The 23,785-nt window shown below is 67.6% G+C and carries 24 protein-coding genes and 2 tRNA genes; 16 read left to right on the forward strand and 10 right to left on the reverse strand.

Annotated features, from left to right (window positions below; all coding sequences use genetic code 11):
- The first annotated feature begins 5 nt into the window (after nt 1-5).
- Nucleotides 6-1,295, forward strand: coding sequence for a serine--tRNA ligase (gene serS / locus ACX9I7_RS28900; protein ID WP_459388983.1), 1,290 nt, complete (start codon nt 6-8; stop codon nt 1,293-1,295).
- A gap of 71 nt (nt 1,296-1,366) precedes the next feature.
- Here serS and ACX9I7_RS28905 read toward each other — a convergent pair whose 3' ends face one another.
- Nucleotides 1,367-1,543, reverse strand: coding sequence for a hypothetical protein (locus tag ACX9I7_RS28905; RefSeq protein WP_387576627.1), 177 nt, complete (start codon nt 1,541-1,543; stop codon nt 1,367-1,369).
- 52 nt (nt 1,544-1,595) lie between these two features.
- Nucleotides 1,596-2,609, reverse strand: a complete 1,014-nt coding sequence (locus tag ACX9I7_RS28910) for a bifunctional lysylphosphatidylglycerol flippase/synthetase MprF (RefSeq protein ID WP_459388984.1) — start codon at nt 2,607-2,609, stop codon at nt 1,596-1,598.
- A gap of 306 nt (nt 2,610-2,915) precedes the next feature.
- Here ACX9I7_RS28910 and ACX9I7_RS28915 point away from each other — a divergent pair, with 306 nt between their 5' ends.
- From ACX9I7_RS28915 to ACX9I7_RS28935, 5 genes are all read left to right on the forward strand, one after another.
- Nucleotides 2,916-4,052, forward strand: coding sequence for an acyl-CoA dehydrogenase family protein (locus tag ACX9I7_RS28915; RefSeq protein WP_459388985.1), 1,137 nt, complete (start codon nt 2,916-2,918; stop codon nt 4,050-4,052).
- Between the two features lie 43 nt (nt 4,053-4,095).
- Nucleotides 4,096-4,587: a hypothetical protein gene (locus ACX9I7_RS28920; protein WP_189456820.1), complete on the forward strand. Its 492-nt coding sequence runs from the start codon at nt 4,096-4,098 to the stop codon at nt 4,585-4,587.
- Nucleotides 4,584-5,180: a flavin reductase family protein gene (locus tag ACX9I7_RS28925; protein WP_387576619.1), complete on the forward strand. Its 597-nt coding sequence runs from the start codon at nt 4,584-4,586 to the stop codon at nt 5,178-5,180. Before ACX9I7_RS28920 ends, ACX9I7_RS28925 begins: the two co-directional genes overlap by 4 nt.
- A 44-nt stretch (nt 5,181-5,224) precedes the next feature.
- On the forward strand, nt 5,225-6,199 hold the full coding sequence (locus tag ACX9I7_RS28930; protein WP_459388986.1) for a VlmB-like protein: 975 nt from the start codon (nt 5,225-5,227) through the stop codon (nt 6,197-6,199).
- Between the two features lie 132 nt (nt 6,200-6,331).
- Nucleotides 6,332-8,005 (forward strand): pyridoxal-dependent decarboxylase, encoded by a 1,674-nt coding sequence (locus ACX9I7_RS28935; protein ID WP_387576614.1) that lies wholly within the window; start codon nt 6,332-6,334, stop codon nt 8,003-8,005.
- Nucleotides 8,006-8,248: 243 nt separating this feature from the next.
- Here the strand turns inward: ACX9I7_RS28935 and ACX9I7_RS28940 are convergent.
- Nucleotides 8,249-8,337: transfer RNA gene (locus ACX9I7_RS28940), tRNA-Ser, on the reverse strand.
- 703 nt (nt 8,338-9,040) lie between these two features.
- Between ACX9I7_RS28940 and ACX9I7_RS28945 the strand changes: the two genes are divergently transcribed.
- Together ACX9I7_RS28945 and ACX9I7_RS28950 are read left to right on the forward strand one after the other, a co-directional pair.
- On the forward strand, nt 9,041-9,868 hold the full coding sequence (locus tag ACX9I7_RS28945) for an AfsR/SARP family transcriptional regulator (RefSeq protein WP_189456817.1): 828 nt from the start codon (nt 9,041-9,043) through the stop codon (nt 9,866-9,868).
- Between the two features lie 110 nt (nt 9,869-9,978).
- A tRNA-Ser gene (locus ACX9I7_RS28950) sits at nt 9,979-10,067 on the forward strand.
- 133 nt (nt 10,068-10,200) lie between these two features.
- Here the strand turns inward: ACX9I7_RS28950 and ACX9I7_RS28955 are convergent.
- Both ACX9I7_RS28955 and ACX9I7_RS28960 read right to left on the reverse strand, forming a co-directional pair.
- Entirely contained in the window at nt 10,201-10,710 is a 510-nt protein-coding gene (locus ACX9I7_RS28955) for a hypothetical protein (RefSeq protein ID WP_387576611.1), read from the reverse strand.
- 42 nt (nt 10,711-10,752) lie between these two features.
- Nucleotides 10,753-11,928 carry an MFS transporter gene (locus tag ACX9I7_RS28960; RefSeq protein WP_459388987.1) on the reverse strand — a complete coding sequence of 392 codons (1,176 nt, stop codon included), beginning with the start codon at nt 11,926-11,928 and terminating at the stop codon, nt 10,753-10,755.
- A gap of 269 nt (nt 11,929-12,197) precedes the next feature.
- On the opposite strand from ACX9I7_RS28960, the gene ACX9I7_RS28965 reads away from it, so the two are divergent.
- Nucleotides 12,198-12,872 carry a TetR/AcrR family transcriptional regulator gene (locus ACX9I7_RS28965; protein WP_387576606.1) on the forward strand — a complete coding sequence of 225 codons (675 nt, stop codon included), beginning with the start codon at nt 12,198-12,200 and terminating at the stop codon, nt 12,870-12,872.
- 29 nt (nt 12,873-12,901) lie between these two features.
- Here ACX9I7_RS28965 and ACX9I7_RS28970 read toward each other — a convergent pair whose 3' ends face one another.
- On the reverse strand, nt 12,902-13,276 hold the full coding sequence (locus ACX9I7_RS28970; RefSeq protein ID WP_387576603.1) for a hypothetical protein: 375 nt from the start codon (nt 13,274-13,276) through the stop codon (nt 12,902-12,904).
- Nucleotides 13,277-13,382: 106 nt separating this feature from the next.
- Here ACX9I7_RS28970 and sigJ point away from each other — a divergent pair, with 106 nt between their 5' ends.
- Complete coding sequence (gene sigJ, locus ACX9I7_RS28975) at nt 13,383-14,306, forward strand: RNA polymerase sigma factor SigJ (RefSeq protein ID WP_387576601.1); 924 nt, start codon at nt 13,383-13,385, stop codon at nt 14,304-14,306.
- Between the two features lie 142 nt (nt 14,307-14,448).
- Nucleotides 14,449-15,254 (forward strand): IS5 family transposase gene (locus tag ACX9I7_RS28980; RefSeq protein WP_459388988.1). Its coding sequence is split into 2 segments (ribosomal slippage): nt 14,449-14,779 and nt 14,779-15,254, totalling 807 coding nucleotides; the frame shifts between segments, so codons are not numbered across the junction.
- Between the two features lie 9 nt (nt 15,255-15,263).
- On the opposite strand, the gene ACX9I7_RS28985 is transcribed toward ACX9I7_RS28980, so the two are convergent.
- Nucleotides 15,264-15,392 carry a hypothetical protein gene (locus ACX9I7_RS28985; RefSeq protein ID WP_387576596.1) on the reverse strand — a complete coding sequence of 43 codons (129 nt, stop codon included), beginning with the start codon at nt 15,390-15,392 and terminating at the stop codon, nt 15,264-15,266.
- A gap of 214 nt (nt 15,393-15,606) precedes the next feature.
- On the opposite strand from ACX9I7_RS28985, the gene ACX9I7_RS28990 reads away from it, so the two are divergent.
- The gene (locus ACX9I7_RS28990; protein ID WP_459388989.1) at nt 15,607-16,629 is read left to right on the forward strand and encodes a S1 family peptidase; all 1,023 of its coding nucleotides are present in this window, start codon (nt 15,607-15,609) and stop codon (nt 16,627-16,629) included.
- Between the two features lie 689 nt (nt 16,630-17,318).
- On the opposite strand, the gene ACX9I7_RS28995 is transcribed toward ACX9I7_RS28990, so the two are convergent.
- Both ACX9I7_RS28995 and ACX9I7_RS29000 read right to left on the reverse strand, forming a co-directional pair.
- Nucleotides 17,319-17,831 (reverse strand): DUF3592 domain-containing protein, encoded by a 513-nt coding sequence (locus tag ACX9I7_RS28995; protein ID WP_459388990.1) that lies wholly within the window; start codon nt 17,829-17,831, stop codon nt 17,319-17,321.
- Nucleotides 17,832-18,348: 517 nt separating this feature from the next.
- Entirely contained in the window at nt 18,349-19,191 is an 843-nt protein-coding gene (locus ACX9I7_RS29000) for a patatin-like phospholipase family protein (protein WP_459388991.1), read from the reverse strand.
- A gap of 233 nt (nt 19,192-19,424) precedes the next feature.
- On the opposite strand from ACX9I7_RS29000, the gene ACX9I7_RS29005 reads away from it, so the two are divergent.
- Both ACX9I7_RS29005 and ACX9I7_RS29010 read left to right on the forward strand, forming a co-directional pair.
- Nucleotides 19,425-19,967, forward strand: a complete 543-nt coding sequence (locus ACX9I7_RS29005) for a hypothetical protein (protein ID WP_459388994.1) — start codon at nt 19,425-19,427, stop codon at nt 19,965-19,967.
- Nucleotides 19,943-20,272 carry a hypothetical protein gene (locus tag ACX9I7_RS29010; RefSeq protein ID WP_459388995.1) on the forward strand — a complete coding sequence of 110 codons (330 nt, stop codon included), beginning with the start codon at nt 19,943-19,945 and terminating at the stop codon, nt 20,270-20,272. The genes ACX9I7_RS29005 and ACX9I7_RS29010 overlap by 25 nt, the downstream gene beginning before the upstream one ends.
- Before the next feature lie 32 nt (nt 20,273-20,304).
- Here ACX9I7_RS29010 and ACX9I7_RS29015 read toward each other — a convergent pair whose 3' ends face one another.
- Nucleotides 20,305-21,174, reverse strand: coding sequence for a hypothetical protein (locus ACX9I7_RS29015; protein ID WP_459388992.1), 870 nt, complete (start codon nt 21,172-21,174; stop codon nt 20,305-20,307).
- Nucleotides 21,175-21,846: 672 nt separating this feature from the next.
- Here ACX9I7_RS29015 and ACX9I7_RS29020 point away from each other — a divergent pair.
- Nucleotides 21,847-22,854, forward strand: coding sequence for a NucA/NucB deoxyribonuclease domain-containing protein (locus tag ACX9I7_RS29020; RefSeq protein WP_387576581.1), 1,008 nt, complete (start codon nt 21,847-21,849; stop codon nt 22,852-22,854).
- A gap of 3 nt (nt 22,855-22,857) precedes the next feature.
- A complete protein-coding gene (locus ACX9I7_RS29025; protein WP_387576579.1) occupies nt 22,858-23,397 on the forward strand; it encodes a hypothetical protein in 540 nt (179 codons plus the stop codon).
- Nucleotides 23,398-23,785 lie beyond the last annotated feature (388 nt).

The raw sequence follows: 23,785 nt of genomic DNA on the forward strand, positions 1-23,785 counted from the left end.
CGGACGTGCATGATCCGCACACCCTGCTCGCGCCCGACAACGCGGCGCAGCAGCGCCTGGCACGCAAGGGCTACGCCCTCGACCGCACTGCCCTCAGTGCCCTCGTCCGCGGGCGCGCGGAGGCCATCGCCACCCGCGACAGCCTGCGCGCAGAACTCAACACGATCTCCCGTCGGCTGCGCGGGTCCGGCACCGATGAGGACAGCCGCCGCGCCGGAGTCGAGGCGGCCCGCGAACTCAAAGAACGCATCCGCAAGGCCGAGCACACCCAGCGGACGCTGGACGCCGAGCTGAAAGACGTGCTGCTCGGCATTCCGAACACGCCGCTCGACGAGGTGCCCGATGGCACCCCGGACGACCCCGTCGTCGAGGTACGACGCTGGGGGCAGCCCCCGCGCTTCGACTTCACCCCCCGAGACCACGTCGAACTCGGGACGACCACGGGAATCCTCGACCTCGAGCGGGCCGGCAAGCTCTCCGGCACACGCTTCGCCGTCACCGTGCGGGCCGGGGCCCGTCTCGAGAGGGCGCTGGCCTCCTTCCTGCTCGACCTGCACACCGGGGAACACGGCTACCACGAGTACAGCGTCCCGCACCTGGTCACGCGGGAGACCATGACCGGCACCGGGCAACTGCCGAAGTTCGAGGCCGATCTCTTCAGGACACAGGTGGACGAGGACCGCGACCTCTACCTGATTCCCACCGCCGAGGTCCCCCTGGTCAACCTCTTCCGGGGCGAGACCCTCCCCGCCGCCGACCTGCCGCTGGCCCTGACCGCTCACACGGCTTGCTTCCGCTCCGAAGCAGGCTCCTACGGCAGGGACACTCGCGGCCTCATCCGGCTGCACCAGTTCGCCAAAGTGGAGCTCGTGCGGCTGTGCACCCAGCAGGACGCCGCCGATCAGCTTCAGCTGATGCTCTCCCACGCCGAGGAATGCCTCAAGCGCCTGGGACTGCACTACCGCGTCATCGAGCTGCGCGCCGGCGACCTCGGCTTCTCCGCCCGCCGCACGTATGACCTGGAGGTATGGCTGCCCAGCCAGGACACCTTCCGCGAGATCTCCTCGGTGTCGGACTGCGGCCCGTTCCAGGCCCGCCGAGCCGGCATCCAGGTGCGCCAGGGGAGCGGGCGGGAATATCCGGCCACGCTCAACGGCTCCGGGCTCCCCATCGGGCGGACGATGGTGGCCATCCTCGAGCAGTACCAGCAGGCCGACGGGTCGGTCATCGTTCCCCCCGCCCTGGTGCCCTACGCGGGCTTCAGCCGGATCGGGCCGGACGGCGCATGCGACTGACCAGGCCGTAAAGCCTTGGGGGGCTGCCGCCATCATGGCGGCAGCCCCCCAAGGCTTTCACACGGCCCTTCTCACGCGGACTGTCCGGCTGCGGCGGCGAGCAGCTCGTCCAGTTTGTGCAGTGCTTCGTCCGCGGCGGCCGCTGTCGCGGCGTTGTCGGGGTCGCCGCACAGCTGCACGAACAGATCCGCCGTGCGCTGCTGCGCGGTTTCCAGCGCGGTGGGGGCTGCGGTGTTCTCGCCTGACATGTTGCCTCCTTGATCGATGGTAAATGTCTGTCCGGTATCGGTGGGAGTACGGTTACATCGCGTTCGCGGCCCGCCAGACATTCACGAACCCGTCGATGCTCGCTTTGCCGTCGAAGGCGGCGTACTCGGTGAGGACCAGGCTCTGGTTCCACTTTTCCTTGTAGGCGAGCTGAGTCGAGGCGGGATAGACGATCTGGTTCTCCCACAGGTAGTGCATCAGCCACTTGAATCCCAGGCTGTGGCCTTCCACTTCCCGGTCGTCGTTCAGACTGGTGAAAGGGGTGAAGCCGAAGTGGAGCCAGGGCACCCCCTCACCACGGAATACTTCGATGGCGGCCTTGTTGATCGCTTCCATGACGCCTGCGGGGCTGTCGGGACGGCGCCGGCTCAGGTCGTGCATCCATCCGGGGTTCGATCCGTACACGGGGGAGTAGGACACGTAGCCGATCAGCTCCCCGTCCACATGGCCGACGAACAGCCGACGGTGCTCCTGCATGGCACCCCCGGTCTGCCCGACGAGGTACTCCAGCGGACGGGCACCTTCCCCCTTGATCGGCAGCCAGAGTCGGTCGATCTCGCGGACACCTTCCGCCCACTGCTCGTAATCGGCCTCAATGATGGTCAGACCACTGCGCAGCGCCCGTGAGATCTTGTTGCGCAGCTGCATGTACCGCGTGCCGGCCAGGGTGAAGGTATTGAGGTCGACGGCATAGGACGCTCCCACCTGATTGACGGTGAAGCCGTGGCGCGCGTAGATACGGGCATCCCGCTCCTGCAACTGGATCGCGCTCACGGTCAGCCCCCGGTCATGGGCGAACGCACGGAAACCCAGCAGGAGGTCCTCGTAGGACTCGTCCGGAGCGAACGGTCCACCGAACTGGATCAGATGACTTCCCGCAGGCCGGTAGACCACGACCCCGGGGCGGCCCGGCAGCGTGAAGTAGGAGTTCCCCTCATTGACGGCCAGGAACGAACTCGGGTTCTCGGATTCCGGGTATTCGCGTATGGCGGCCAGAACGTATTCGGCCGACACTGTGCCGGCCACGTCGCGAGTGGGTGTACTCATAAGAATCTCTCCTCGGTTCATGGTGACCAACTCCGTGATAGGGAGCGTCGCAGGGAGGCAGGGCAGAACCATGGTGCGGCCTGCGGTGAGACTTCATCAATAGCGATTCCGCTATGTGTTGGAGTGCGTCAGCGCGGTGTCATCGCGATGTCAGCAGGACGTTTCGGAATGTAGCCCCGAAAGATATGTCAGGAAGGCGTCAGCGGGTGGTCAGATCGCCATGCCAGGATCTCACCGCGAAATATGTGAACCGAGGCTCCACCCGATTGACCGGCTCTTCGAAACGAATGCTGGAGGATTCCGCGTATGCGCTCCCTCGATCTTGCACGTGAGACGACCGACCGTCTCCACCCCGGGCTGCTCAAGGGACTCTCGGACATCCCTTTGGCCGAGAGGGAGGCTCCCGGAAGCCCGGTCCTGGAGATCTTCAAGGCCCAGGGCGGAGCGGGCCTGCTGGTGCCGGCCGCCTACGGCGGGCTGGGAGCCGACGCGCTGGACGCCGTGCGTGTGACCCGCGCGCTGGGCGCCTGCTCACCCTCGCTCGCCGCCGCGGCCACGATGCACAACTTCACGGCCGCCATGCTGTTCGCCCTGGCCGACCGAGTCGTTCCCCCCAGCCCGTCACAGGTGGAACTGCTCTCCCGCATCGCGCCGGAAGGGCTGCTGCTGGCCTCGGGCTGGGCCGAGGGCCGCACTCAGCAGGACATCCTCAATCCGTCGGTGTCGGCCACCGCTGTCGAGGACGGGTTCGTACTCAACGGCTCGAAGAAGCCCTGCAGCCTCTCGCACTCCATGAACCTCCTCACCGCGAGCGTCATCCTGCCCCTCGAGGACGGCACCACCTCGCTGGCAGTCCTGCTCATCCCCGCGGACTCCAAGGGCATCTCGGTCCACCCCTTCTGGGACAGCCCCATCCTCGCGGCCTCCCAGAGCGACGAGGTCCGCCTGGAGAACGTGCACGTACCCGAGCACCTCGTCATCCGCGGCACGGCGGACGACCCCGAACGTCTCGACGACCTGCAGACCGCGGCGTTCGTCTGGTTCGAAATGCTGATCACCTCCGCCTACGTGGGCGCGGCCAGCGCTCTGACCGAGATGGTCATGAAGCGCGAGCGCGGCAGCGTCACCGACCGGGCCGCTCTGGGCATTCAGCTGGAGTCGGCCGTCTCCCTCACCGAGGGCCTGGCCCGCGCCGTGCGTGACGGGCTCGCCGGCGAGGAAGCCGTCGCCAACTGCCTGACCACGCGCTTCGCGGTCCAGAAGATACTGGCGGCCATCGCCGAGCAGGCGGTCGAGCTCCTCGGCGGCATCGCCTTCATCAAGTCCTCCGAAGTCGCCTACCTCTCCTCTGCGCTGCACCCCCTGGCGTTCCACCCGCCCGGCCGGACCAGTTCCTCCCCGCACCTGGTCGAGTACTTCAACGGTGGGCCCCTACAGATCTGACCCCGGCGTCACGCCACGACACGCACCGACGGGTGGTCTCACCATGGATCAAGTCAACTCATTCGAATCACCGACGACCGTTCGCCTGCACCGGACCGAATACCTCGCGGGCCTCGCGGTCTCCCTCGGATTCTTCATCGCCCACATCGGCGACGTCCGATGGCTTCCGGCGATCATCCTCTTCGTCTACATCGACCTCATCGGCTACATACCCGGGGCGATCGCCTACCACAAGAGTCCGGACAAACGGATCTCGAAGACCTACTACGTGCTGTACAACACGATGCACAGCCTCCTGACCCAGGGACTGGTCATCGGACTGTGGGTCCTGATCAGCGGCTGGGAATGGGCTCTACTGGTCATCCCGATCCACCTCTGCGCCGACCGCGGGGTGTTCGGCAACTTCATGAAGCCCTTCGCCCTGCCCTTCGAGCCCGTCGCGAACGAGGAATTCGCCAAGCTCTCGCAGAACCTCTTCGCCACCCCCGGGGCCCACGCCCGAACCACCTCCAGCCTCGTGGAGTCCGGACAGTGAGCCCCGCACAGGCCACCGGTACGGCACCCGCACCGGACAAGGCGACCGAAGCCGCGGAACAACTGATCCGCGACGTCTCACGCCGGCTCGTCACGGGAGTGGCCGTACTGACCGTGGCCCACCAGGACACGGTGCACGCCGCCACGGTGAGCACCGCCTGCGTGGTCTCACAGCGCCCGCTGACCATGTCGTTCAGCCTGCGCCGCGAGTCGCTCATGACGAGTCTGATCTCTCAGAGCCGTCAGTTCGTCGTCAACGTACTGACGGGACGCCAGGCCCTGTTGGCCGACTGGTTCGCCAACCCCCAGCGGCCCTCGGGCCACCGTCAGTTCGACCTCATCAAATGGGAAGCGGACCCCACCTCCGGCGCCCCTGTCCTCCAGGACTGCCTGGCCCGGCTCACCTGCCGGCTCACCGACCAGATCAAGGTCGGAGACGCCGACACCCTCTTGATCGCCACTGCCACCGACGCCCAGGCGGGCCCCGGCCGACCGCTGGTCAACTTCGCCGGCCACCTCCACGACGTCGAGTTCCGCGACGTGGTCCGGCGGCAGGGATGGCGCGCCCCCGGCGCCCCGGCAGGCCTGGAGTGAACACCCCGACCGCACCCCCGCGTTCTGAAAGGAAGCACCACGCCATGACCCTCCCCATTCCCACCGAAGCCGACTGGGACCAGGCTCCCTCGCTCCTCGACGGCGCCATGAACCTCGACCTGACAGCCGAGCAGTGCGACCTGTCGTACTGGTTCCAGGCCGTGGCTCAAGGAACTCTGCGCGATCGCGCGGCGACCGGCCACACGGCCGACGAAGTGACGCCTGAACACATGCGCAAGGACGGTCCACTGCGCGACGCCCAGATTCTCGAACTGGGGTGCCGCTCGGTCGCCGAAGCGGAGGGCACCCGTGCTCTGGCGTACTACGTCGCCCATGCCACCGGCCTGCCCGAGATGGATTTCTTCGCCACCCAGCTCATGGACGAGGCGCGGCACTCGATGGTGTTCCGCAATCACCTGGTCGAGATGGGTGTTCCCAAGGCCGATCTCCACGAGACCATCGCCAAGCTGTCCGTGGACTACAAGCGCGAAGTTCTCGACCCGATCCTGGAGTTCGCTCTCCAGTCGGTGCGTGACGACGACTTCATCGGTGGCGTGGCCATCTTCACGATCATCATCGAGGGCGTGCTCGCGCCGGCGGCCGAGCTGAGCGAGCGCAAGTGGAACCTCATCGACCCGGCCGCCAGCGCCATCGCCCGCGGCGCCGCGATCGACGAGATCCGCCACCTGACCGTGGGCAGCTCCATCGTCCGTGAGTACCTCCAGAAGCACCCGGAGTACCGGTCGAAGCTGATGGACATCATCGTCCGGGGCCGGAAGCTCTGGGACACCATTCCGGACAAGAAGTACATCATGGAGCGCGAGCACCTCTTCCAGGAGGGCATGCACCAGCACGCCGACCTGATCGGCGACTACGAGGTGTGGCCCGGCCGCCGCCTGCTCGACACCACTGCCGAGGAGCGCTACACCACCGCCGAGCAGTGGACGGACAAGATGGCCGCCGCCCGCCTGGTCTACATGGGCCTCGAGGAGGCCATCGAGATCCTCCGGCTCACCTGACCCCGTTCCCGTCGGCCCGGTCCTCCCACCCGCCAGGAGCCGGGACGGACCGGGCCGGCCGCACGGCCGGCAGCGCGTCGCCGCGCGCGGTGATTCACGGGAAGAAACTCGAGAAGAGACAAGGCACCCACCGTGACGACCTCAGTTAACACCCCCATGCCCGATCTCCCCTTCGGCCCCGAGGACACCCCGTGGCAGAAGACGTTCAGCCGCCTTCGCGTCCTCGAGGAGATACCCCGGGTATCCGCCCCGGCGGACGATCCCCGGCGTTCCTACCCCGAGGTCCCCGAGATCCCCTACGCCAAGGTGCAGCTGCCCGCCGGCGGTCTTGACGCCGAACAGTACGCACAGGCAGAGGCTCTCTTCCGGAGCCACATCGACCAACAGACCGAGAACTTCATCGGCTACCAGATCAACAACGACATCGGTCTCAAGGACCGTCTCGGGCACTACCTCGACCGGCACATCAACAACGTCGGTGACCCCTATCAATCGGGGGCCTACACCACGAACTCCAAGATCCTCGAGAGGGCCGTCCTCGACTACTTCGCCTCCTTATGGAACGCCAAGTGGCCCCACCGAGCCGATGACCCCGACTCCTACTGGGGCTACCTGCTCACCATGGGATCGAGCGAGGGCAACCTCTACGGCCTGTGGAACGCCCGCGACTTCCTGTCCGGAAGGCTGCTGCGACGCGAGGTCGCCCCCGACACACAGTCCCCGTCCGGCGCGGTCTATACCCAGGCCGCCCGCCAGGAGGGCCAGAGCCCCAACGCCTACCACCCTGTCGCCTTCTTCTCCCAGGACACCCACTACTCCCTGACCAAGGCAGTACGGGTACTGGGCATCGACACCTTCCACGAAGTGGGAAGCACGCGCTACCCGGACGAGAACCCGCTCGCCCCCGGAACCCCCTGGCCTACCGAGGTGCCCTCGGTCGGAGGCATGAACGGCACGGGCTCCATCGACGTGGACAAGCTCGCCGTGCTCGTCCGCTTCTTCGCCGGCAAGGGCTATCCGATCCTGGTCAACCTCAACTACGGCTCGACCTTCAAGGGTGCCTACGACGACGTCGCCACGGCGGCCCGAACCGTTCGCGAGATCTGCGCCGAGTACGGCCTGGACGAACGCCGCGTGTACCACAGTCGCGGTCAGGACAGCGCCTATGACCTGCGCCCCGGCTACTGGATCCACGTCGACGGAGCCCTGGGAGCAGGCTACGCCCCGTTCCTGGAGATGGCCCGCGACGCGGGCATGATCGAGCAGGCTCCTCCGGTCTTCGACTTCCGGCTCGCCGAGGTCCACAGCCTGACCATGAGCGCCCACAAGTGGATGGGCGCCCCCTGGCCGTGCGGTGTGTTCATGACGCGTACAGGTCTGCAGATGATCCCGCCCAGGGCCGCCGAGTACATCGGTTCCTCGGACACGACGTTCGCCGGATCCCGCAACGGCCTGTCGGCCCTCGTCCTGTGGGATCACCTCGCCAGGAACTCCTACGACGACCAGATACGCAAGGCGGTACACGCTCAGCGGATGGCCGGTCACGTGCATGACCGGCTTCTCGCCCTCCAGAAGGAAGTGGCGGCCGACCTCTGGGTCGCCCGCAGCCCGCAGGCGCTGACCGTACGGTTCCGACGGCCCAACGCGGACATCGTCCGGAAGTACTCGCTCTCCTCGGAGACCCTGCACGTCGACGGCGAGGAGCGGCCCTACGTCCACCTCTACACGATGAATCACGTCACGGAGGAGCTCGTCGACGACCTGTTGCGGGACCTCCGCCGACCTGGAGCATTCCCGGACGCCTGATCCTTGACCTCGTACCGTGCGTGGGTACAGCGGAGGCTCGCCGCTGTACCCACGCACGGACGCGTCACAGGAATGCATCATGACGGGTATGCGGTCCGGCCTTGTTCCGCCAATGCGCCCATCCTCGGAATCCAGGATGGGCGCAGCAGTGGAACAAGGCCGGAAAAGTACGTGGGGCGGCGGGGTACGTATATCGGTCGGAATAAACCGGACCGGTACAGATTTTGGTATCGACTGCTGGAGCGGAGAGGGCAGGATTCGAACCTGCGTGGGCCGGAGCCCGGCTGAGGCAGTACCTCGAGCCCCCGTTGGGCCACTTCGGGTACCTCTCCTTGTTGAAGCGGGGGTCGTCGGCGGTGGGGAGTCCCGATGATCCCTGTTCAACTGCAGCAGACCGTGTGGCCTTGCCGCGTCACCCACTATGCCAACACGCGCTGATCATTGGCTGACTTCGAGCTGACAAGCACTCTGCCTTGTGCCGTTTTGCCGCTCCCTGGAAGGGCGTTTGCTGAATGAGTGATCGGGCGGCGGCGCCGGTCCGGTGTGAAACGGAACAGGCGGTCTTCTTTCGCTTGACCGACTGTGCGGCCCATGCAACTATCCATTCGATGACCGGCGGTCGGTCATATGACGCGGAGGTGCGGGGGATGCACAAGAGAGCGGCGTCGGCGTTGAGCCGGCCACAGCCTGTCCTGCCAGGGACGGCCCGAACCCTGTAAACGCCGCGACCGCGAAGGGCCGCTGTTCAGGTCCCGTGACTCCGCTCACGGGGATACCCGGGCCCCGCCTCTCGGTCGCCGGCTATTCCGCGGGGACTTCCGCGCCCTGCCCGCTCATCCTTTGCCGCCTCTCCCGCCGAGCGAGGCTTGACCGAAGCCGCTCCGCTCTTTTTGTTCACATGGCGTGCGCATGACGTATGCGCCGGGCCACCCCCCTACCAGTCGATGCTCAGCGGACATGACCCGCTGAGTTCGTACGGTGCTCATGCCACCGTGCCGGAATACCCACACACGGATTCTTGCCGCTGGAGGCATCATGCTGAACTTCCGGATCCTGGGAGCCATCGAGATCGGTTCACCGGTCGGCTCTCTGCGGCCCAAAGGAGCCCTGCAGAGGTCTCTCCTGATGGCCTTCTTAGCCAATGCCAGCAAGCTGGTACCCACCCAGACGCTGATCGACGAGCTCTGGGACTGCAACCCACCGGAGCGAGTCGAGAACGCCTTGCAGGCCCACGTCAGCAGGCTACGACGGCAGCTGACCGCCCTGGAGCCCGAGGTCTCGGTATCCAGGCTCATCACCCACCCCTCCGGCTACCGGCTCATCGTCGAAGAGAATGAGCTGGATGTGGCCACCTTCCTCAATGGGCTCGAGCGCCTGAGACACCAGCGAGGCCCGGCTGCCGAGATCGCCCGGGAAGCCCGCGGACTGCTCGCCTTGTGGGGAGGTCCCGCCTTTGGCGGCTTCACAGGAGGGCCGATCGCGCAGGCGGCTGCCAGTCTGTACGAGGAGTCCTACCTCTCCGCGCTGGAGCTGCTGTTCGACTGCGAGCTGGAGGACGGCAACCACCAGCGCATCGTCCCCGAACTGCGTGAGCTGCTCGTCAAGCACCCGTACAAGGAGCGCTTCCGACAGCAGTTGATGGTCGCGCTGTACCGCTCCGGACGCCAGGCGGACGCTCTTGATGTTTACCAGGACCTGCGGCACCAATTGTCCGACGACCTGGGACTGACACCATCGCCGATCATGCGGGAGTACGAGCGGGCCGTCCTCGAACAGGATCCCGTCCTCATCAGCGTCGATCCGGCCCACCGTGGGGTGCCGCTGAGTCCGACGTCCAGCCGTCAGCTGCATGTCAGCCGCTGATCAGACAGTGTTGGCATAGTGAATGACGCGGGAGGGCCGGATGGCCCGACCGCGGTCGGGCGGGGGAACCACTGGCACCCCCCACAACTCGTGGTTCCACGGCTCGACAAGGAGAGGTACCCGAAGTGGCCCAACGGGGGCTCGAGGTACTACCTCAGCCGGGCTCCGGCCCGCGCAGGTTCGAATCCTGCCCTCTCCGCCGCATTGGCGATACATACAATCCGGGTGGGTTCCCAGTCCTCGGGAGAGGGGTCGGGAACCCACCCGGACTCTCTGTGTGGCGCGGTGGAATGGGGCGAAGCCGGAGAGCGTCGCCCCACTGCCGGGTGGGATCACCCGCGATTGCCGAGTTCGGCCAGCCGGACGGCGTGGCCGGGGATGTTCTGCTTGGCGCGGATGTCGATGAGGCCGGACCACGTCAGCTGGGAGTCCGAGACATGACGGCCGTCGCGGTCGTGGATGCGCAGCTCGACCTCGGCGCTCCAGGTGCCCTCGGGCATCAGGTCCAGCAAGTCCATCAATTCCACGGCGTTGCGGTGCAGTACCTCGATGCGCTGGAGGTGGGTCGTGCCGGCGATCAGGTCGTCGATGGCCCGGGTGTCCATGGCGGGCTGGTTGTCGACGACGACGCTGGTAGCACCGCCGAGCAGCTCGCGTGCCGCGGTCGTCAGGACGCGATCGCTGAGAGCGATGTGCGCCAGCAGCCATGCCACGTCAGCGCGCTCGGCGTCCGTGATCGGCGAGGCGTCGGTGATGCCTTCAGCCGCTTTGACGAGTCTTTGATAGGCATCGGTGAGGTCGGTGAGGTCCATCAGCTGTCTCTTCCAGGAGTTCGGAGTCATGTGAGCCGGTATCGGTACCGGCCTGGGGCCGCGTCGGTGCCGTCAGGCAGTCTGCTTGCGGCGGGAGAGAGCGATCAGGTCGATGAGGCAGAGGACGGCGACAACGGCGGAGAACCACTGAACGGCCTGGAGGAGGGGGATGGTGCGGGCGAGAAGGCCGACGCCGATGACGGGTACGCCGACGCCGAGGTAGACCACGACGTAGAAGCTGGAGATGACGTCGGCGTGGCGGTCCGGGGGAGCGGTGCGATTGACCTCGGTGATGCTGCCGAGGAAGGCCATGCCCTGACCGACGCCGCCGATGACGGTGGCCACGAGCAGCAGCGGCAGGGAGGAGATGCCTCCGGCGACGGCGAGCAGGACGAGGCCGCCGGCGAGGAGGGCGAGGCCGGTGATCTGGAGGGTGCGGGCCTGCTTGCCGTAGGAGAGGAGCTGGGCGAGGCAGGAGCAGGCGAGCATGAGGGTGACGGCACCGCCGGCGAGCGCGAGGTTGGTGCTGCCGGAGAGCTTGGTGACGTAGGTGGGCACCAGGGCGAGGAAGAGCCCGACGACGGTGAAGGCGAGGAAACTGGCCGTGCCGCTGGTGCCGAAGACGCCGCGCACGGACGGGGGGATCGACGGGCGCCGGGGCCGCCACTTGGTGGCCGGGCGGGCGGCCGGCAGGAGCAGCACGGCGATGAACGCGGGCACCAGCAGGATGATCTCGACGATGAACGGGAGCTTGTAGGGCGCGGGCGCGTACTCGGCGAGGATGCCCGCGAGGAGGGGGCCGGTGCCCAGGCCGCCGACGGAGGCGACGGTGGAGACCAGCGCGGCGCGGCGGCGGTTGCCGGTGGGTTCGGCCTCGTTGAGGGCGGCGGTCAATGCGCCGGAGGCCGCACCGACGGCGAGGCCCTGGAGCAGACGGGCGCCGAAGAGCCAGGCGACGTTGGTGGCCATGGCGAAGACGGCGGAGCCGAGTGCGGCGACGATCACGGCCGGGACCAGGACCTTGCGCCGGCCGATGGCGTCGGAGAGCGGCCCGAAGATCAGCAGGGACGGGACGAGGGCCGCCACGTAGACCGCGAAGATCAGGGTCACCATCAGCGGCGAGAAGCCGAACTGCTCCTGGAAGCCGCGGTAGAGGGGTGTGGGGACGTTGGTCCCGGTGAGTAAGAACAGCAGTGTGTAGGCGATGGCCCAGAACCTCCCCTGACTCCCGGTCGGCTGGGGTACCACTGCGGGGGGTGTGACGTGCTGCGTTGTCATCTCGTCCTCAAGAGAGCGGGTGACCTGTGATGATGCCCGGCCGGCCCCGGGGGTTGGGCCGGCCGGTGGTCAGCTCGGCGGCAGGCATCCGCCTGAGTGACTGGCGGTCAGTCAAACAGGATCGATGGGCCTAGTCAACCACTGACCGGCAGTCAGTCATGTGTGACCGGCGGTCGGTCAGATATAGTTCTGGCGAAATCGTCCCAGCCTCATGGGGCACAGCGGATGGAGGTGTGCCGATGACACCGCGCACGCGACGCAAGCGAGTCACCAAGAGCCAGGACCACCGCCGAGAGGACATCCTGCGTGCGGGTGAGGAAGTCTTCGGAACTGTCGGCTTCAATCAAGCCACCATCACCGACCTCACCAACGCCGCCGACATCGGCAAAGGCACGTTCTACCTCTATTTCGACTCCAAGGACCACCTCCTCGGAGCGCTCTGGGAGCGCTACGTCGATGCCATCGTCACCACCACCCAGAGCATCCTCGGCGAAGGCTCGGCCTGGTGGCCCACGATCGACCGCCTCCTGACCGCCCTCATCCACCACGCGGTGCGCAACGCCGAACTGCACCGCATCGTCTACGGCTCCGCCAACGCCAAGTCCCTGGAGATCTGCAAACAGGCCAACCAGCGCGTCATCGACCTCATCTGCGACTTCGTCGCCCGAGGCGCCCACGCCGGGGCCTTCCACGCCACCGACCCCGCCGCCGCCTTCCGCATGGTCTACCACGCCACGGACGGCCTCCTCGACGACCTGATCTCCACCCGCGAGACCATCGACGCCGACAAGGTCATCACCATGGTCCTGGAACTCACCCACCGCGCCCTGGGCGACCCCGGCCCCGGCCTGCTACCCCGGCAGAAGGCCCCCGCTGACCCCGCCGTGCTGGAAACCGGGACTTCCTTCCCGTAGGACGACCCCAGGCAGCCACGTATCGAACCTCAGCGTCGGACCAGCGCCAGCACACTCAGACCGAACACCAAGACGCCCAAGGGGACATGGGCCGACGGGACATGCGCGATGCCGAGCACGACCTGAACCGAAGCGAGCACGAGAAAACCTGACGCGCGCCAGACTGACCGGGCCGAGCCGCCGCCCCACTTCCACGCCAGCGCCGCAGCGAACACGTACAACATCGATGCCCCGTACATCACCCGGGCTCCGACACTGTGCAGTGTCTCTCCGTAGGAGGAAGTCAGCAGAAGCCCGGCAGAGACTGCCTGAAGGAGGATGGTCAGGGTCTGCAGGGCGATCGCCATCTGCAGGAACGAGGAGCTGCGTCGTGCATTCGCCGTCTTCGTCATCTGAGTGGTCATGTCGCAGTCCCCTTTTCCGCCCTGCCTTCGGGCAGTAGGTCGATAAGGTCTCACCATCCCGACGACGCGGGCCTGCGAAAGGTAAGGCGAGGGGGCGGAAGAACGTATGGGGACTGTCGGAGGCAGTGCACAGGAGATAGCAGGCGAGCGACGTCACCTGATCAATGTCGCTTACCGGTTGCTCGGTTCGGTGACCGAGGCCGAGGACGCCGTACAAGATGCCTTTGCACGCTGGTACGGGCTGTCGCGAAGCCGGCGGGAGGAGATCCTGTCCCCCGGCGCCTGGCTGACGACGGTGACCAGTCGCATCTGCCTGGACCTGCTCGGCTCGGCACGGGTCCGCCGTGAACGCTACGTCGGCGCGTGGCTGCCCGAGCCGCTGCCCGACCGCACCGAGCGGAACCGAGCGGGCGACGTCGACCCCACCGGCCCTGCGGATCCCGCCGACCAGATCGTCCTGGACGAATCGGTGACCATGGCCTTCCTCGTCGTCCTGGAGTCGATGACGCCCGCGGAGCGGGTGGCGTTCGTTCTGCACGACGTCTTCCGCTACCCGTTCACCGAGATCGCCGACGTTCTCGGCCGGACACCTGCGGCCTGCAAACAACTGGCGACCTCCGCTCGGCGACGGGTGAGCGTCGCGCGCGCTCCGATGACGACGACCGGTCAGGCCAACGTGGTGAAACACGTCAAAGAGGCATGGGAGGCCAGGGACATCACAGCCCTCGTCGGCCTCCTCGATCCTGCCGCCGTGATGACCGCTGACGGCGGCGGCATGGTCGGCACCGTCCTGCGCCCCGTCGAGGGTGGCGCGCGCATAGCCCAGTACATGATCGCCATTGCCGATAGGTCTCCGGGGCTCGAACTCCTGGAGCGGTCGGTCAATGGCGTGCCGGGCCTGGTGGCCCAGCGTGCCGGCGTCGTCATGACCGTAGCCTCGTTCGACGTCTCCGACGGTCGCGTCACCCGGATCTGGGCGACCCGCAGCCCGGAGAAGCTCGGGCCATGGACACGACACGGCTGGCTGTAGCCGCTGCCCAGCTTGCGGCCGGCCGTCTTCCGTCGGGCCAGGACAGCGATCCGATGGGGGGCGCGGAGCGGACCGGCGCCGGGGCGGAGGACTCAGACGTTGTTGCATCTGGCGGGTTCGTTGGCCTTCGACCGTGATGATCATGGAGCGTCTTGTCCCGGACGGGTTATGGGAGTTGTTCCAGCGGGTGGTGCCGGTGGCGCCGACACGTCCGCAAGGCGGCGGGCGACGATGCTACGGGGACCGGGAGGTGCTGGCCGTCATCTTGTTCGTGGCTACCTCCGGGTGCACCTCGCGCCAGACCCCGGAGACGTTCGGTCCATCGTGGCCGACGATGTACCGGCGCTTCACAGAATGGAGCCAGGCCCGGGTATGGGGCAAGCTCCACCGCTTGGTGCTTGACGAGCTGGGCTCGCGCGGAGATCTGGACTGGTCGCGGTGCGCGATCGACTCCGTGAATATGCGCGCGATGAAAGGGGGGATCTGACAGGCCGGAATCCTGTCGATCGGGGCAAGAACGGATCGAAGATCCACTTGATTACCGAGCGGACCGGTCTGCCCCTCTCCATCGGCATTTCCACCGCGAACACCCACGACAGCCTAGGACTCGAACCCCTGGTACGCGGCATACCACCCATCCGCTCGCGCAGAGGTCCCCGGCGGCGCCGGCCCGCCAAGCTCCATGCCGACAAGGGCTATGACTACGATCACCTGCGGAAATGGCTACGCACCCGCAACATCACGCCTCGCATCGCCCGCCGGGGCGTCGAGTCCTCCACCCGCCTCGGTCGGCACCGGTGGACCGTCGAGCGTACAGTGAGCTGGCTGGGCGGCTTCCGCCGCCTGCATCGCCGCTACGAGCGCAAGGCCGAGCACTTCCTCGCCTTCGCCGGCATCGCCGCCGCCCTCATCTGCTACCGCCGACTCGCCAAGCCAGGGCGCTCCTGACGGTCCGGATCACCGCCACTCGGGCGAGATGTTGGCGAGCTGCTTCAGCAGGTCCCAGTCGGCCGGCCGCAGCTTCGGCTCATGCCACTGGGCGCCGCTGGCAACCCAGTAACCGCGCAGCTCACCGACCTGCGACACGTTGTCGTCCCCGATGCCGGACTCGTTGTAGCAGCACGGCAGATGCCCGCACCGATCCGTGCTCTGCCGGATTCTCTTTGTTCCGGTCTCCGAGTTTCCCCTGTGCGCAGGTAGGGCTGCCCACAGGACCGACTGACCCGTTCCCCGGATGGTCTGCCTGACCCGGCACGACGAGGCTGAATGCACAGATCCACCAAGTAAAAGGGAACCACCTGTGTTCAGTTTCAAGCCCCTGGGCCGCCGTACCGTCCGCACTGCCTCCGTCGGCGCCCTCGCTGTCGCGGCCTGCACCACCGTGATGGCTGGCAGCGCCACAGCCATCGTCAACGGGTCGGAATCCAGCGAGAGTTACCCCTTCATGGCGGTCATCCCGGAGTCGGCGCCGTCACAGGGGCTGATCGACGGGAACTGCGGGGCGTCGCTGATCGACCGGCAGTGGGTGCTGACGGCGGCCCACTGCCTCGTGGTCGAGGGCATCGAACTCGACGGCATCGTGCGCATCGGCACCGACCACCGCAAGTCCGGCGGCACCGTCCGCAAGATCGACCGGTCCTTCGTCCACCCCGGCTACGTCAACGGTGACAACAAGGCCGCCAACAAGAACGACATCGCACTGATACGCCTGGACCGCCCAGTCACCCAGAAGCCCATCAAGATCGCCGACGAACCCGGGCGGCCCGGCACACCCACCCGGCTCCTGGGCTTCGGTACCACCAGCGACACCAAACTCACCTTCCCCGACCGGCTGCAGGAGCTGAACACCCGGAGGGGCGCCGAGTCCGAATGCGCGCCCGGCTACGCGGACCGCACGCGCCTGTGCACGATCACCACCAAGCCGAAGTCCATGGCCTGCTTCGGCGACTCCGGCGGACCGCAGATCAAGAAGGGGCGGGGTGACCGCTGGGAGCTGATCGGCGTCACCTCCGGGCCCGGCGCCCCGAAGGTGCCGTGCTCCGAGGGCCCCGGCCTCTACACCAGCGCACTCGCCTACGTGAACTGGATCGCCAAGACGATGAAGGCCAACGCCCCCGCGCCCGCGCGGGCCACCACGCCCCCGGCCGCCGACCAGGGCGCCAGCCTCGCCACGACCGGCACGGCTGACAAGAGCTCCGTACTCGCCGAGACCGGCGCCAACGACAACACCGCCGCGATCGCCGGTGCGGCCGGCGCCCTGATCGTCGCCGGTGGCGGCACCGCCGCCGTCATATACCGCCGCAAGGCCCGCAACGCCGCCTGAGCCGAACAGGCCTCAAGGGCGTCGCCCGCCGCCTTGCGGGCGTGTCGGCGTCACCGGCACCACCTGCTGGAACAACTCCCATAACCTGTCCGGGACAAGACGCTCCGTGATCATCACGGTCGAAGGCCAACGAACCCACCAGATGCAACAACGTCTTAAAGAGCCGGCGACGAGGCCGTCGGTCTCGCCAACCGGCGCGTCGGCCACGCCGAGTACGCGGCCGCGGACGTCATTGTGGGCGCCTGCGGGTCCTACGCCCCCGGCCCGGGGGCGTACACGCCGTGTGTCGGGCGAGGGCGATCCCGCCCGGCTGGGCTGGCCCGTCGACAGCCTCGGACGGCTTGCTCCAGCTTGAACGTATCGAACGTACCAGCCGGACCTGGCGCACCCTTCGGCCCGGACGCCCCGAGGGCATTGCTGCCTCTCCTGGGAACCGATGAGGGGGTCGTCGCGTACTTTGCCGGAGTCGGAGACCTAGACGTGACGGACCCGGTTTCCCACATGCTGGAGGAGGGGATCCGGCTCGCCTCCGGGGCCCGGCTGGAGCAGTTCGCGCGGGCCGCTTCGGGGGACGCGTTCTGCTTCGTAGGCGAGGGAGGCGAGGAACGCCCAGTGGCCCCTGCTCCACGAGAAACCGCGCCAGCCTCGGCCCCACCCCACCGTAGTACGTCATCTACCAGTCGAGATCATCAAGCTCCATGACCAGCACCGTACGCACCCCCACTGACACCCGCGGACCCGAGACCGGCAGGGCCTGACCGGGCCTGCCGACGTCGTCGGGACACCAGCCCCATGACGATGCCACTCACCGTGAACAGCAGTCCGATCCCACCAAGGATCAGAGGCAGCAGCCACAGCGAGAGGAACCTCTTGATCCGTGCGTCCCCAGGAGAATCCGGGCGGTAGAGCACCTCGACCCGCTCACCCACCTCGTACGACGGTGGGTTGGAACCTGCTGAATCCCGCAACAGCCTCGGTACGCCACCCACCGGCGTGAACTCCACCACCGGGTACGCCGCGTCCCCTCGCCAATCCAGGGCCACCACTGTGCCCTGGACCTGCTGCGCATCTCTCAAGAAGGAAACCGAGACTCCCGCGAGGACCAGGCCGACGATCAAGCTTGGCACCCCGAGCACGGTCATCGTGAGCGTGAGAATCCGGAGAGCCTTTAGCTCCTGCGCTGCCTGAACCTCGGTCTTCATGACGTCTCCCTCACTCCGGACAAAGCCACAGGACGTTATCCCAGGCATCTCGACCGTCGTACCAACGGCCCGGACAGACCGGTCGTCGCCGGGCAAGGGCCGCGAAGCCTTCAGTGACCGAAGAAGCCGGGCCCTCCATCACTCTTCGGCTCCGCAGCCGACTTCGTGGTCCCACCAGCCCTCCTCCTGCCCCCGGTCCCAGGAGTGCCACGAACCCAGCGAAATCCAGCGTTGCCCGGTGCAGCGACAGCTGCCATGGGAGACACGGCTCGCTGAAGACCTCGCCGCCCAGACCAAACGCCGAAAGACCTGGATGCACCCCCACGTGCGGGCCGCACCCCCGTGCGGGGCCGCTGGATACGGGCGCAACGCGGATCGTACGGTTGAGCGAGCAGCACCTCACCCGGCGCCGCCCAGCGTCCTGCTGTCACCTGATGACCCGCCACGCCTCGGGCACGCCCAGATTGCACCAAAGCCGAGACCTGCCCCTGCCCGCACCTGGTGTCCGGATGCCCATTCAGCCCGCGGCTGCGATCCTGGCAGCGAGCGAAGCGCTCGCGGTGAGACCATCCTCGTAGCCAAGGATCGCGGCAATGCCTCGTACGTCCGGATCAAAAGGATCCCGTCCGAAGCCGGCCCGAGCACGTTCCGACGGCTCGATCAGCATGGCGCGCTCCAGCACCGCCATGCACTCGCCCGTCACATACTGAGGCAGATCCGGAATGGGGCGCAGCACGATCACCCGCTCTGCGGGGCCCGCGAGATCGGCGTGCGTGAGGGAGAACGTACCGCCATCAATGTAATCCTCTCCCTTGATACTCATCACGGGCCACATCCCCGGAACAGCACAGCTCGCAGTGAGGGCGTCCACCAAGCCGACTCCGGACGTGCTGGTGAAGACGGTGCGGCTGCCATCGCCACGTACGGCTGTGATGTGCAGGCGCGTGCTCGGCCAGGCGTCGGCGCGGAGGCGTCCGGCGACGGCGGCACGGCGAATGGCAGGGCTGATCTCCGACCGCTGCCGGGACAAGCGCACGAGCCTCTCCGCCTTCACCTGCCGCGAGGCCTCACTGCCATGGATGGCCAGAACATCGGGAAGCACATCAGCGAGCGTCACAGGTGGCACGAGCTCGTCGTTGCGTCGCGACTTCCGCGTCATCCTGTCGAACTCCACCCCAGCCGAAGCGGCCTGGAGGACCGCGGCCGCCACAGCGCCACCCGCCGAAGTACCGATCACGTAGTCCGCAGCACCCAGCTGGAGCACCCGCTGCTCTTCCAGTGCCGCTAGCACACCGGTCATCCAGCCGATACCGGCGAGCCCACCGCCGCCAAGTACCACCGCCGTCGAAGGCTCGGACATCACGACTCCCTCCCTGGTGAACTGCCTTGTGACAGCTCATGGCCCGCACGCTAAACCCTGACACCAGTGCCAGAGTCAAGCCCCTGGGAGGCGGGCACCACATGCGGATGAACGATGTCGGCCGGGAGGTCGACCTGCAGCGGTGGGCGGCCGAGGTCTACGCGGGACCGGACGACCCGGCCATCACGCAGATCACCAGCGGCGTGCCGAGTTCCAGCCTGTCCTGTCCGGCGATCACCGGGGACGCGCTCGGCTCGCTCATGCTGAAGCGCGGCCGCCGTGTCCCCGAACTCGGCGCCGGCCAGGGACACAACGCCGCTCTGCCGGACTGGCGGACCGGCCCTGGCCTGGTCATCACCGTGGAGGTGGGCCCCGCTTTCGCCGCCACCGCACGAGATCAGCCGAATACCCTGGGCGCGGCAGTGGCCGTGCGGACTGGCAATGGTGATTTCGGCCGGCCCGACGGCGCGCCATACGACCGGGTCGTCTCCATCTACGCGATCGAGGCCGTGCCGGTGGGTATGGATCGCGCAGACCCGCCCTGGCGGACGGATCGTCACCCCGTGGGGGCGGCTCGGCCATGTCGCCCTCACCGTCGCCGACGACGGCAAATCAGCGACCGGATGGATGCAGGGCCTGACAACGTTCTTGCCCAGCCGCACCACCGACGACGCCCGCCAGAGCTGGCGGCACGTCCGCGGCGACCAGCCCGCGTGCGACGAGCGCTCCCTCACTCTCCTCCCCGGGCGCTTTGCTGCGGAACAGCAGCCTGCTGAGCCGCAAACTCTCCGTGGGCACCTGCGCCCGCGCCTACGGCACGGCCTGTATCCACGAGCACGCCTGCGTCCGCTGCTCACTCCTACGCCCCGATCCCGCTCAGCGCGGCTGGCTGGTGGAGATCCGCGACAACCTGGTCGACCGGATCGCCGAGGCTGAGCGGGAGGGTTGGCTCGGCGAGATCGAAGGGCTCAGGGTCAGCCTCGCTGGCGCCGAATCCAAGATCGGCCAGATCGATGCGGCGGCATCGGGTGGGCCTGTCCTGCTCGGTCTGCCGACGCCGAGAGCGGACCGGCAAGGGTGATCAGTCAGCGCGTGGGAAGAAGCGGCAGCCCCTCACTGGACCAGGTCGGTGTGCGGGTGGCCTCCGCTCGCAGGGCAGGCGTACAGCTGGAGGTGATTGGCGTCCAGCACCGTGATCTCGGGCGGATTGGACCAACTGTCGTCGGATGCGCCGGGGACCCGGTCCTCGTACGGAACCCAACTCGTGCTGTAGCGGTGCCATTCGGATGATGCGATGGTCAGCAGCGGCGTCATCGCGGTACCGCAGGCCACACAGAACCGCGGCACGGGGTCGGTGAGTCCCCAAGGTGCCCAGCCACCGATCTTCCAGCCGGGGGCGTGGGACAGCGCGTTGTTATAAAGCTCCTGCGGGTAGGCCTCGTCGACCACGATGCCCGCCGCCCGCCAGAGCGCGGGGTCCTTGATCTGCTCTTTCAGCTCCTCGGGGAGTTCCAGGAAATCGGGGTACTCGGTGACCTGCTCCGGCGCGAGCACGCACGGCTCAGGCACGTAGAGGTCCTCGTCCGCGTCGAACGGCTCGGGCGGCACGGCCAGCACGTCGGTGACATCTGCGGCGGTCCGCCAGGACGCCTCGATCGGAATACGTGAGTCCGGATCGTGCTCCGAAGGGCACCACAGGACCTGCAGCAGGTCGGTCCGCCCGGGGGGCCGCAGCAGGGGTATGTCCCGCGCGTACAGCTGGGCCACGGGCACCAGGGGGTGGGGCCATTCATGCGCGATGCGGCAGTACAGCCACGGTTGCTGTGCGGGCCACAGCAGGGGCCCGCCGATCGAGCTGTCGTGCACCGTGGGAGAGCCGGAACGCGGGTGCAGCCGGACCGCTGGGCGGGCCAGCGGGGCCAGCGCGGGGAAGACCGCGGCGATGTCGACCGGCCGTGGCGGGGTGGTACGTGTGCGATTCATGGCGATAATCTTGCCAACACTCTCTGACAACCCAGCAGGACGGGCAGGCCGCGTCCTTCTTGCGTGCGGCGCACCCTCTGCTGGCGCACGGTGCAAAGCTGCACCCCCACCTGCCCTGGACCGACCCCAGCCGTGCACGCGCCAGAGTTCAGAGAAGTGACCAGGCCAAACGTCAGGACACCCGACCAGATCGGTCGCGCCATGCCGACCGCCTCCTCCAGCTCGCCGGTCCAGCTTGTACTGCCACGCTCACATCCAGAGCCAGGCCGCGCACGAGGTGATCAGACAGCCGGATGACCACCCCGCCTGGGGGCACTGGTGCGGTGGCCCCCAGGCACTGCGTGGCAGCCGTGGTGAGCACCGGGATGGCCTGCAGCCCTTCACCCCCCTCGGCTGCTGTGCGGCTCAGCGGATCATCACCTGGGAGGAAGGGGGCTCGACGCGCCGCAGACGGGCCCACTCGCGGACCCCGGATGCGGGCGGCCGGGCCTCGTCGCGCACGAGCATGCTCGCTGATCTTCGTCAAGGTGGCCCTTGGCGGGGAATCGGTCATACCGGTGGCAGGAACCGGCCAGTCCCCTCGGCGTGCTGGGACGTGTGCGGAGGGTGGTGCCAGGCTCGCAGCGCTCGTTCACAAAGGCGTGAACGGCGCTACGGGGAAAGGGAGTTCACATGAGAAGCAGAAGTGTGGCGATCGCCGCTTCCGCGATGGCGTTAGTGGGCTCGGTGCTGGCCGGTACGGCTCAGGCCACTCCGTCGGAGGAGCTGTCGCTGCGGGTGGAGCAGACGCCCGCGCTCCAGGCTGCCGACGTGGCCGACGCCGCGTGTGCGCCGGGGCTGACCCGGACGCACGAGTGTCAGGTGGTCAACGCCACCGTCACGGTCCTGCGTAACCGCGTCCCGGTCGGCGAAGCCAGGTTCACGATCTCGCACGACATGACGCTGCAGGTCAAATCCCGCAAGTGGGAGGAGAAGATCAGCCTCAGCCAGGCCACCTTGATCGGCAACGCCAGCGGGATCCGCATGAGCCTGAACGTCTCCTGCGGCAACCCGTGCTCGGCCAAGAGCGACTTCGGACCCCACACCCTCGGGTCCCCGAAATCCGCGTCGGTCCACTACACCGACAACATCGGTGCCTTCAAGCAGCACGGCACCGCGTCCCACTACGCCTACTCCTTCGTCAAGGCCGGCCACACTCCGGGCGCCTTCGCGTACAACTCGCCCAGCTACCGCTGTGACGACATGTACGCCAAGAAGCCGGGCAGCACCAGGCCCCGCCAGTCGCCCGGCTGCGTCTTCCCGCAGTACACGCCGACGATGACCGACATGGCCAGCCTGCCGAACATAGGGCCAGGCATCCGCGCCATCCAGGCCCGCGGCGGCCACTACGGTCAGCTCGGCTCCGGCCACCCGCTGCACTACCTGACCGACAAGACCAAGTCCAACGCCAACCGCAACGCGGTGTGCGCGGGCAAGACCGCCCCGCCCGGATCGGCCGGCCCCTCCTGCGACGAGTACCCCTTCGCCGCGACCTACGAGGGCGGCACCGCTCTGCCGGCCGGCAGTCGCGGCATCACCTGGGTCCCGGTCCGGGAGAACAACCGCCAGGGCGGCATGATCAACAAGTTCGAGCTGGCCAACCGGCTCCTTGACCGCGACGCCTTCTGGGTAAAGGTCTGACCCATGAGCACCAGCCTCCGCGTCTACGCGTCCTATCACCAGTTCAACCTGTACGAGACCGATGCCGAGGACGACGACCTCGAACTCGACGACGACCCTGGCAACGGCCTGGTCCGCGTCAACACCACCGGCGACTACGTCACCGTCACCACCGGAACCCAGACCGGACTCGTCACGGTGACCTACCAGGTCCTGGAGACAGCACCACCCCTGGACGCGGAACCGTGGGACGAGGTCGTGGAGGTCAGCACCCGATTCGCATCACCGGGCGCCGGCATCACCTCCCCAGAAGACGACGGTGAGGCGGCAGCGGCACAACCGGACGGCGCGGAGTACGGCATCGTCCTCCCAGGCCCGGAGGGACAGCCACGCTGGTGGCGGATGCGCTTCCACGCCCGCGGCCGGGACCACGACTTCGCCGCAGCCGGCGACGGCCCTGCCGGCGAGGAGCACCTGATCCTCATCTGGCCCGCCGCTCAGGCCCCGGAGACCCGCCACAAGCTCACCGACCAGACCGGCAAGCAGCACCGCAACGGCAACTGAACCACCGACGGCGTCTTCCGTGCCGCGCACATCACGGAAGACGCCGTCGCCTGCGTGCCAACCACACGCTCCGCGCACGCCACCGAGCACGAGGAGCCCGATCGGGTAGGCGACTGCTCCTGCCCGTCCGTCTCCACGCAGGTCTTGTGTGACGGGACACCGCTCTCGTCGCGCAGGTTGGTGGAGCGCGAGCAGTATCGGCATGGTCCTGGTTCTGGGGACCAGTGTTCACTCGACCGCCAGTCCAACAGACGCTCCGCCTTTCAGCCGCTGGGCTCAGGCGGCCGGGGGACCGCTGGCTTCGCCGCCGGGACCGGAGGACAAGCGGCAGCCTGCGGAGCAGGCGCGGGAGGAAGCGACGGCCACGCCCCGACCGGCCGGGCCGGCA

The sequence above is a fragment of the Streptomyces sp. L500 genome, from assembly GCF_054551825.1.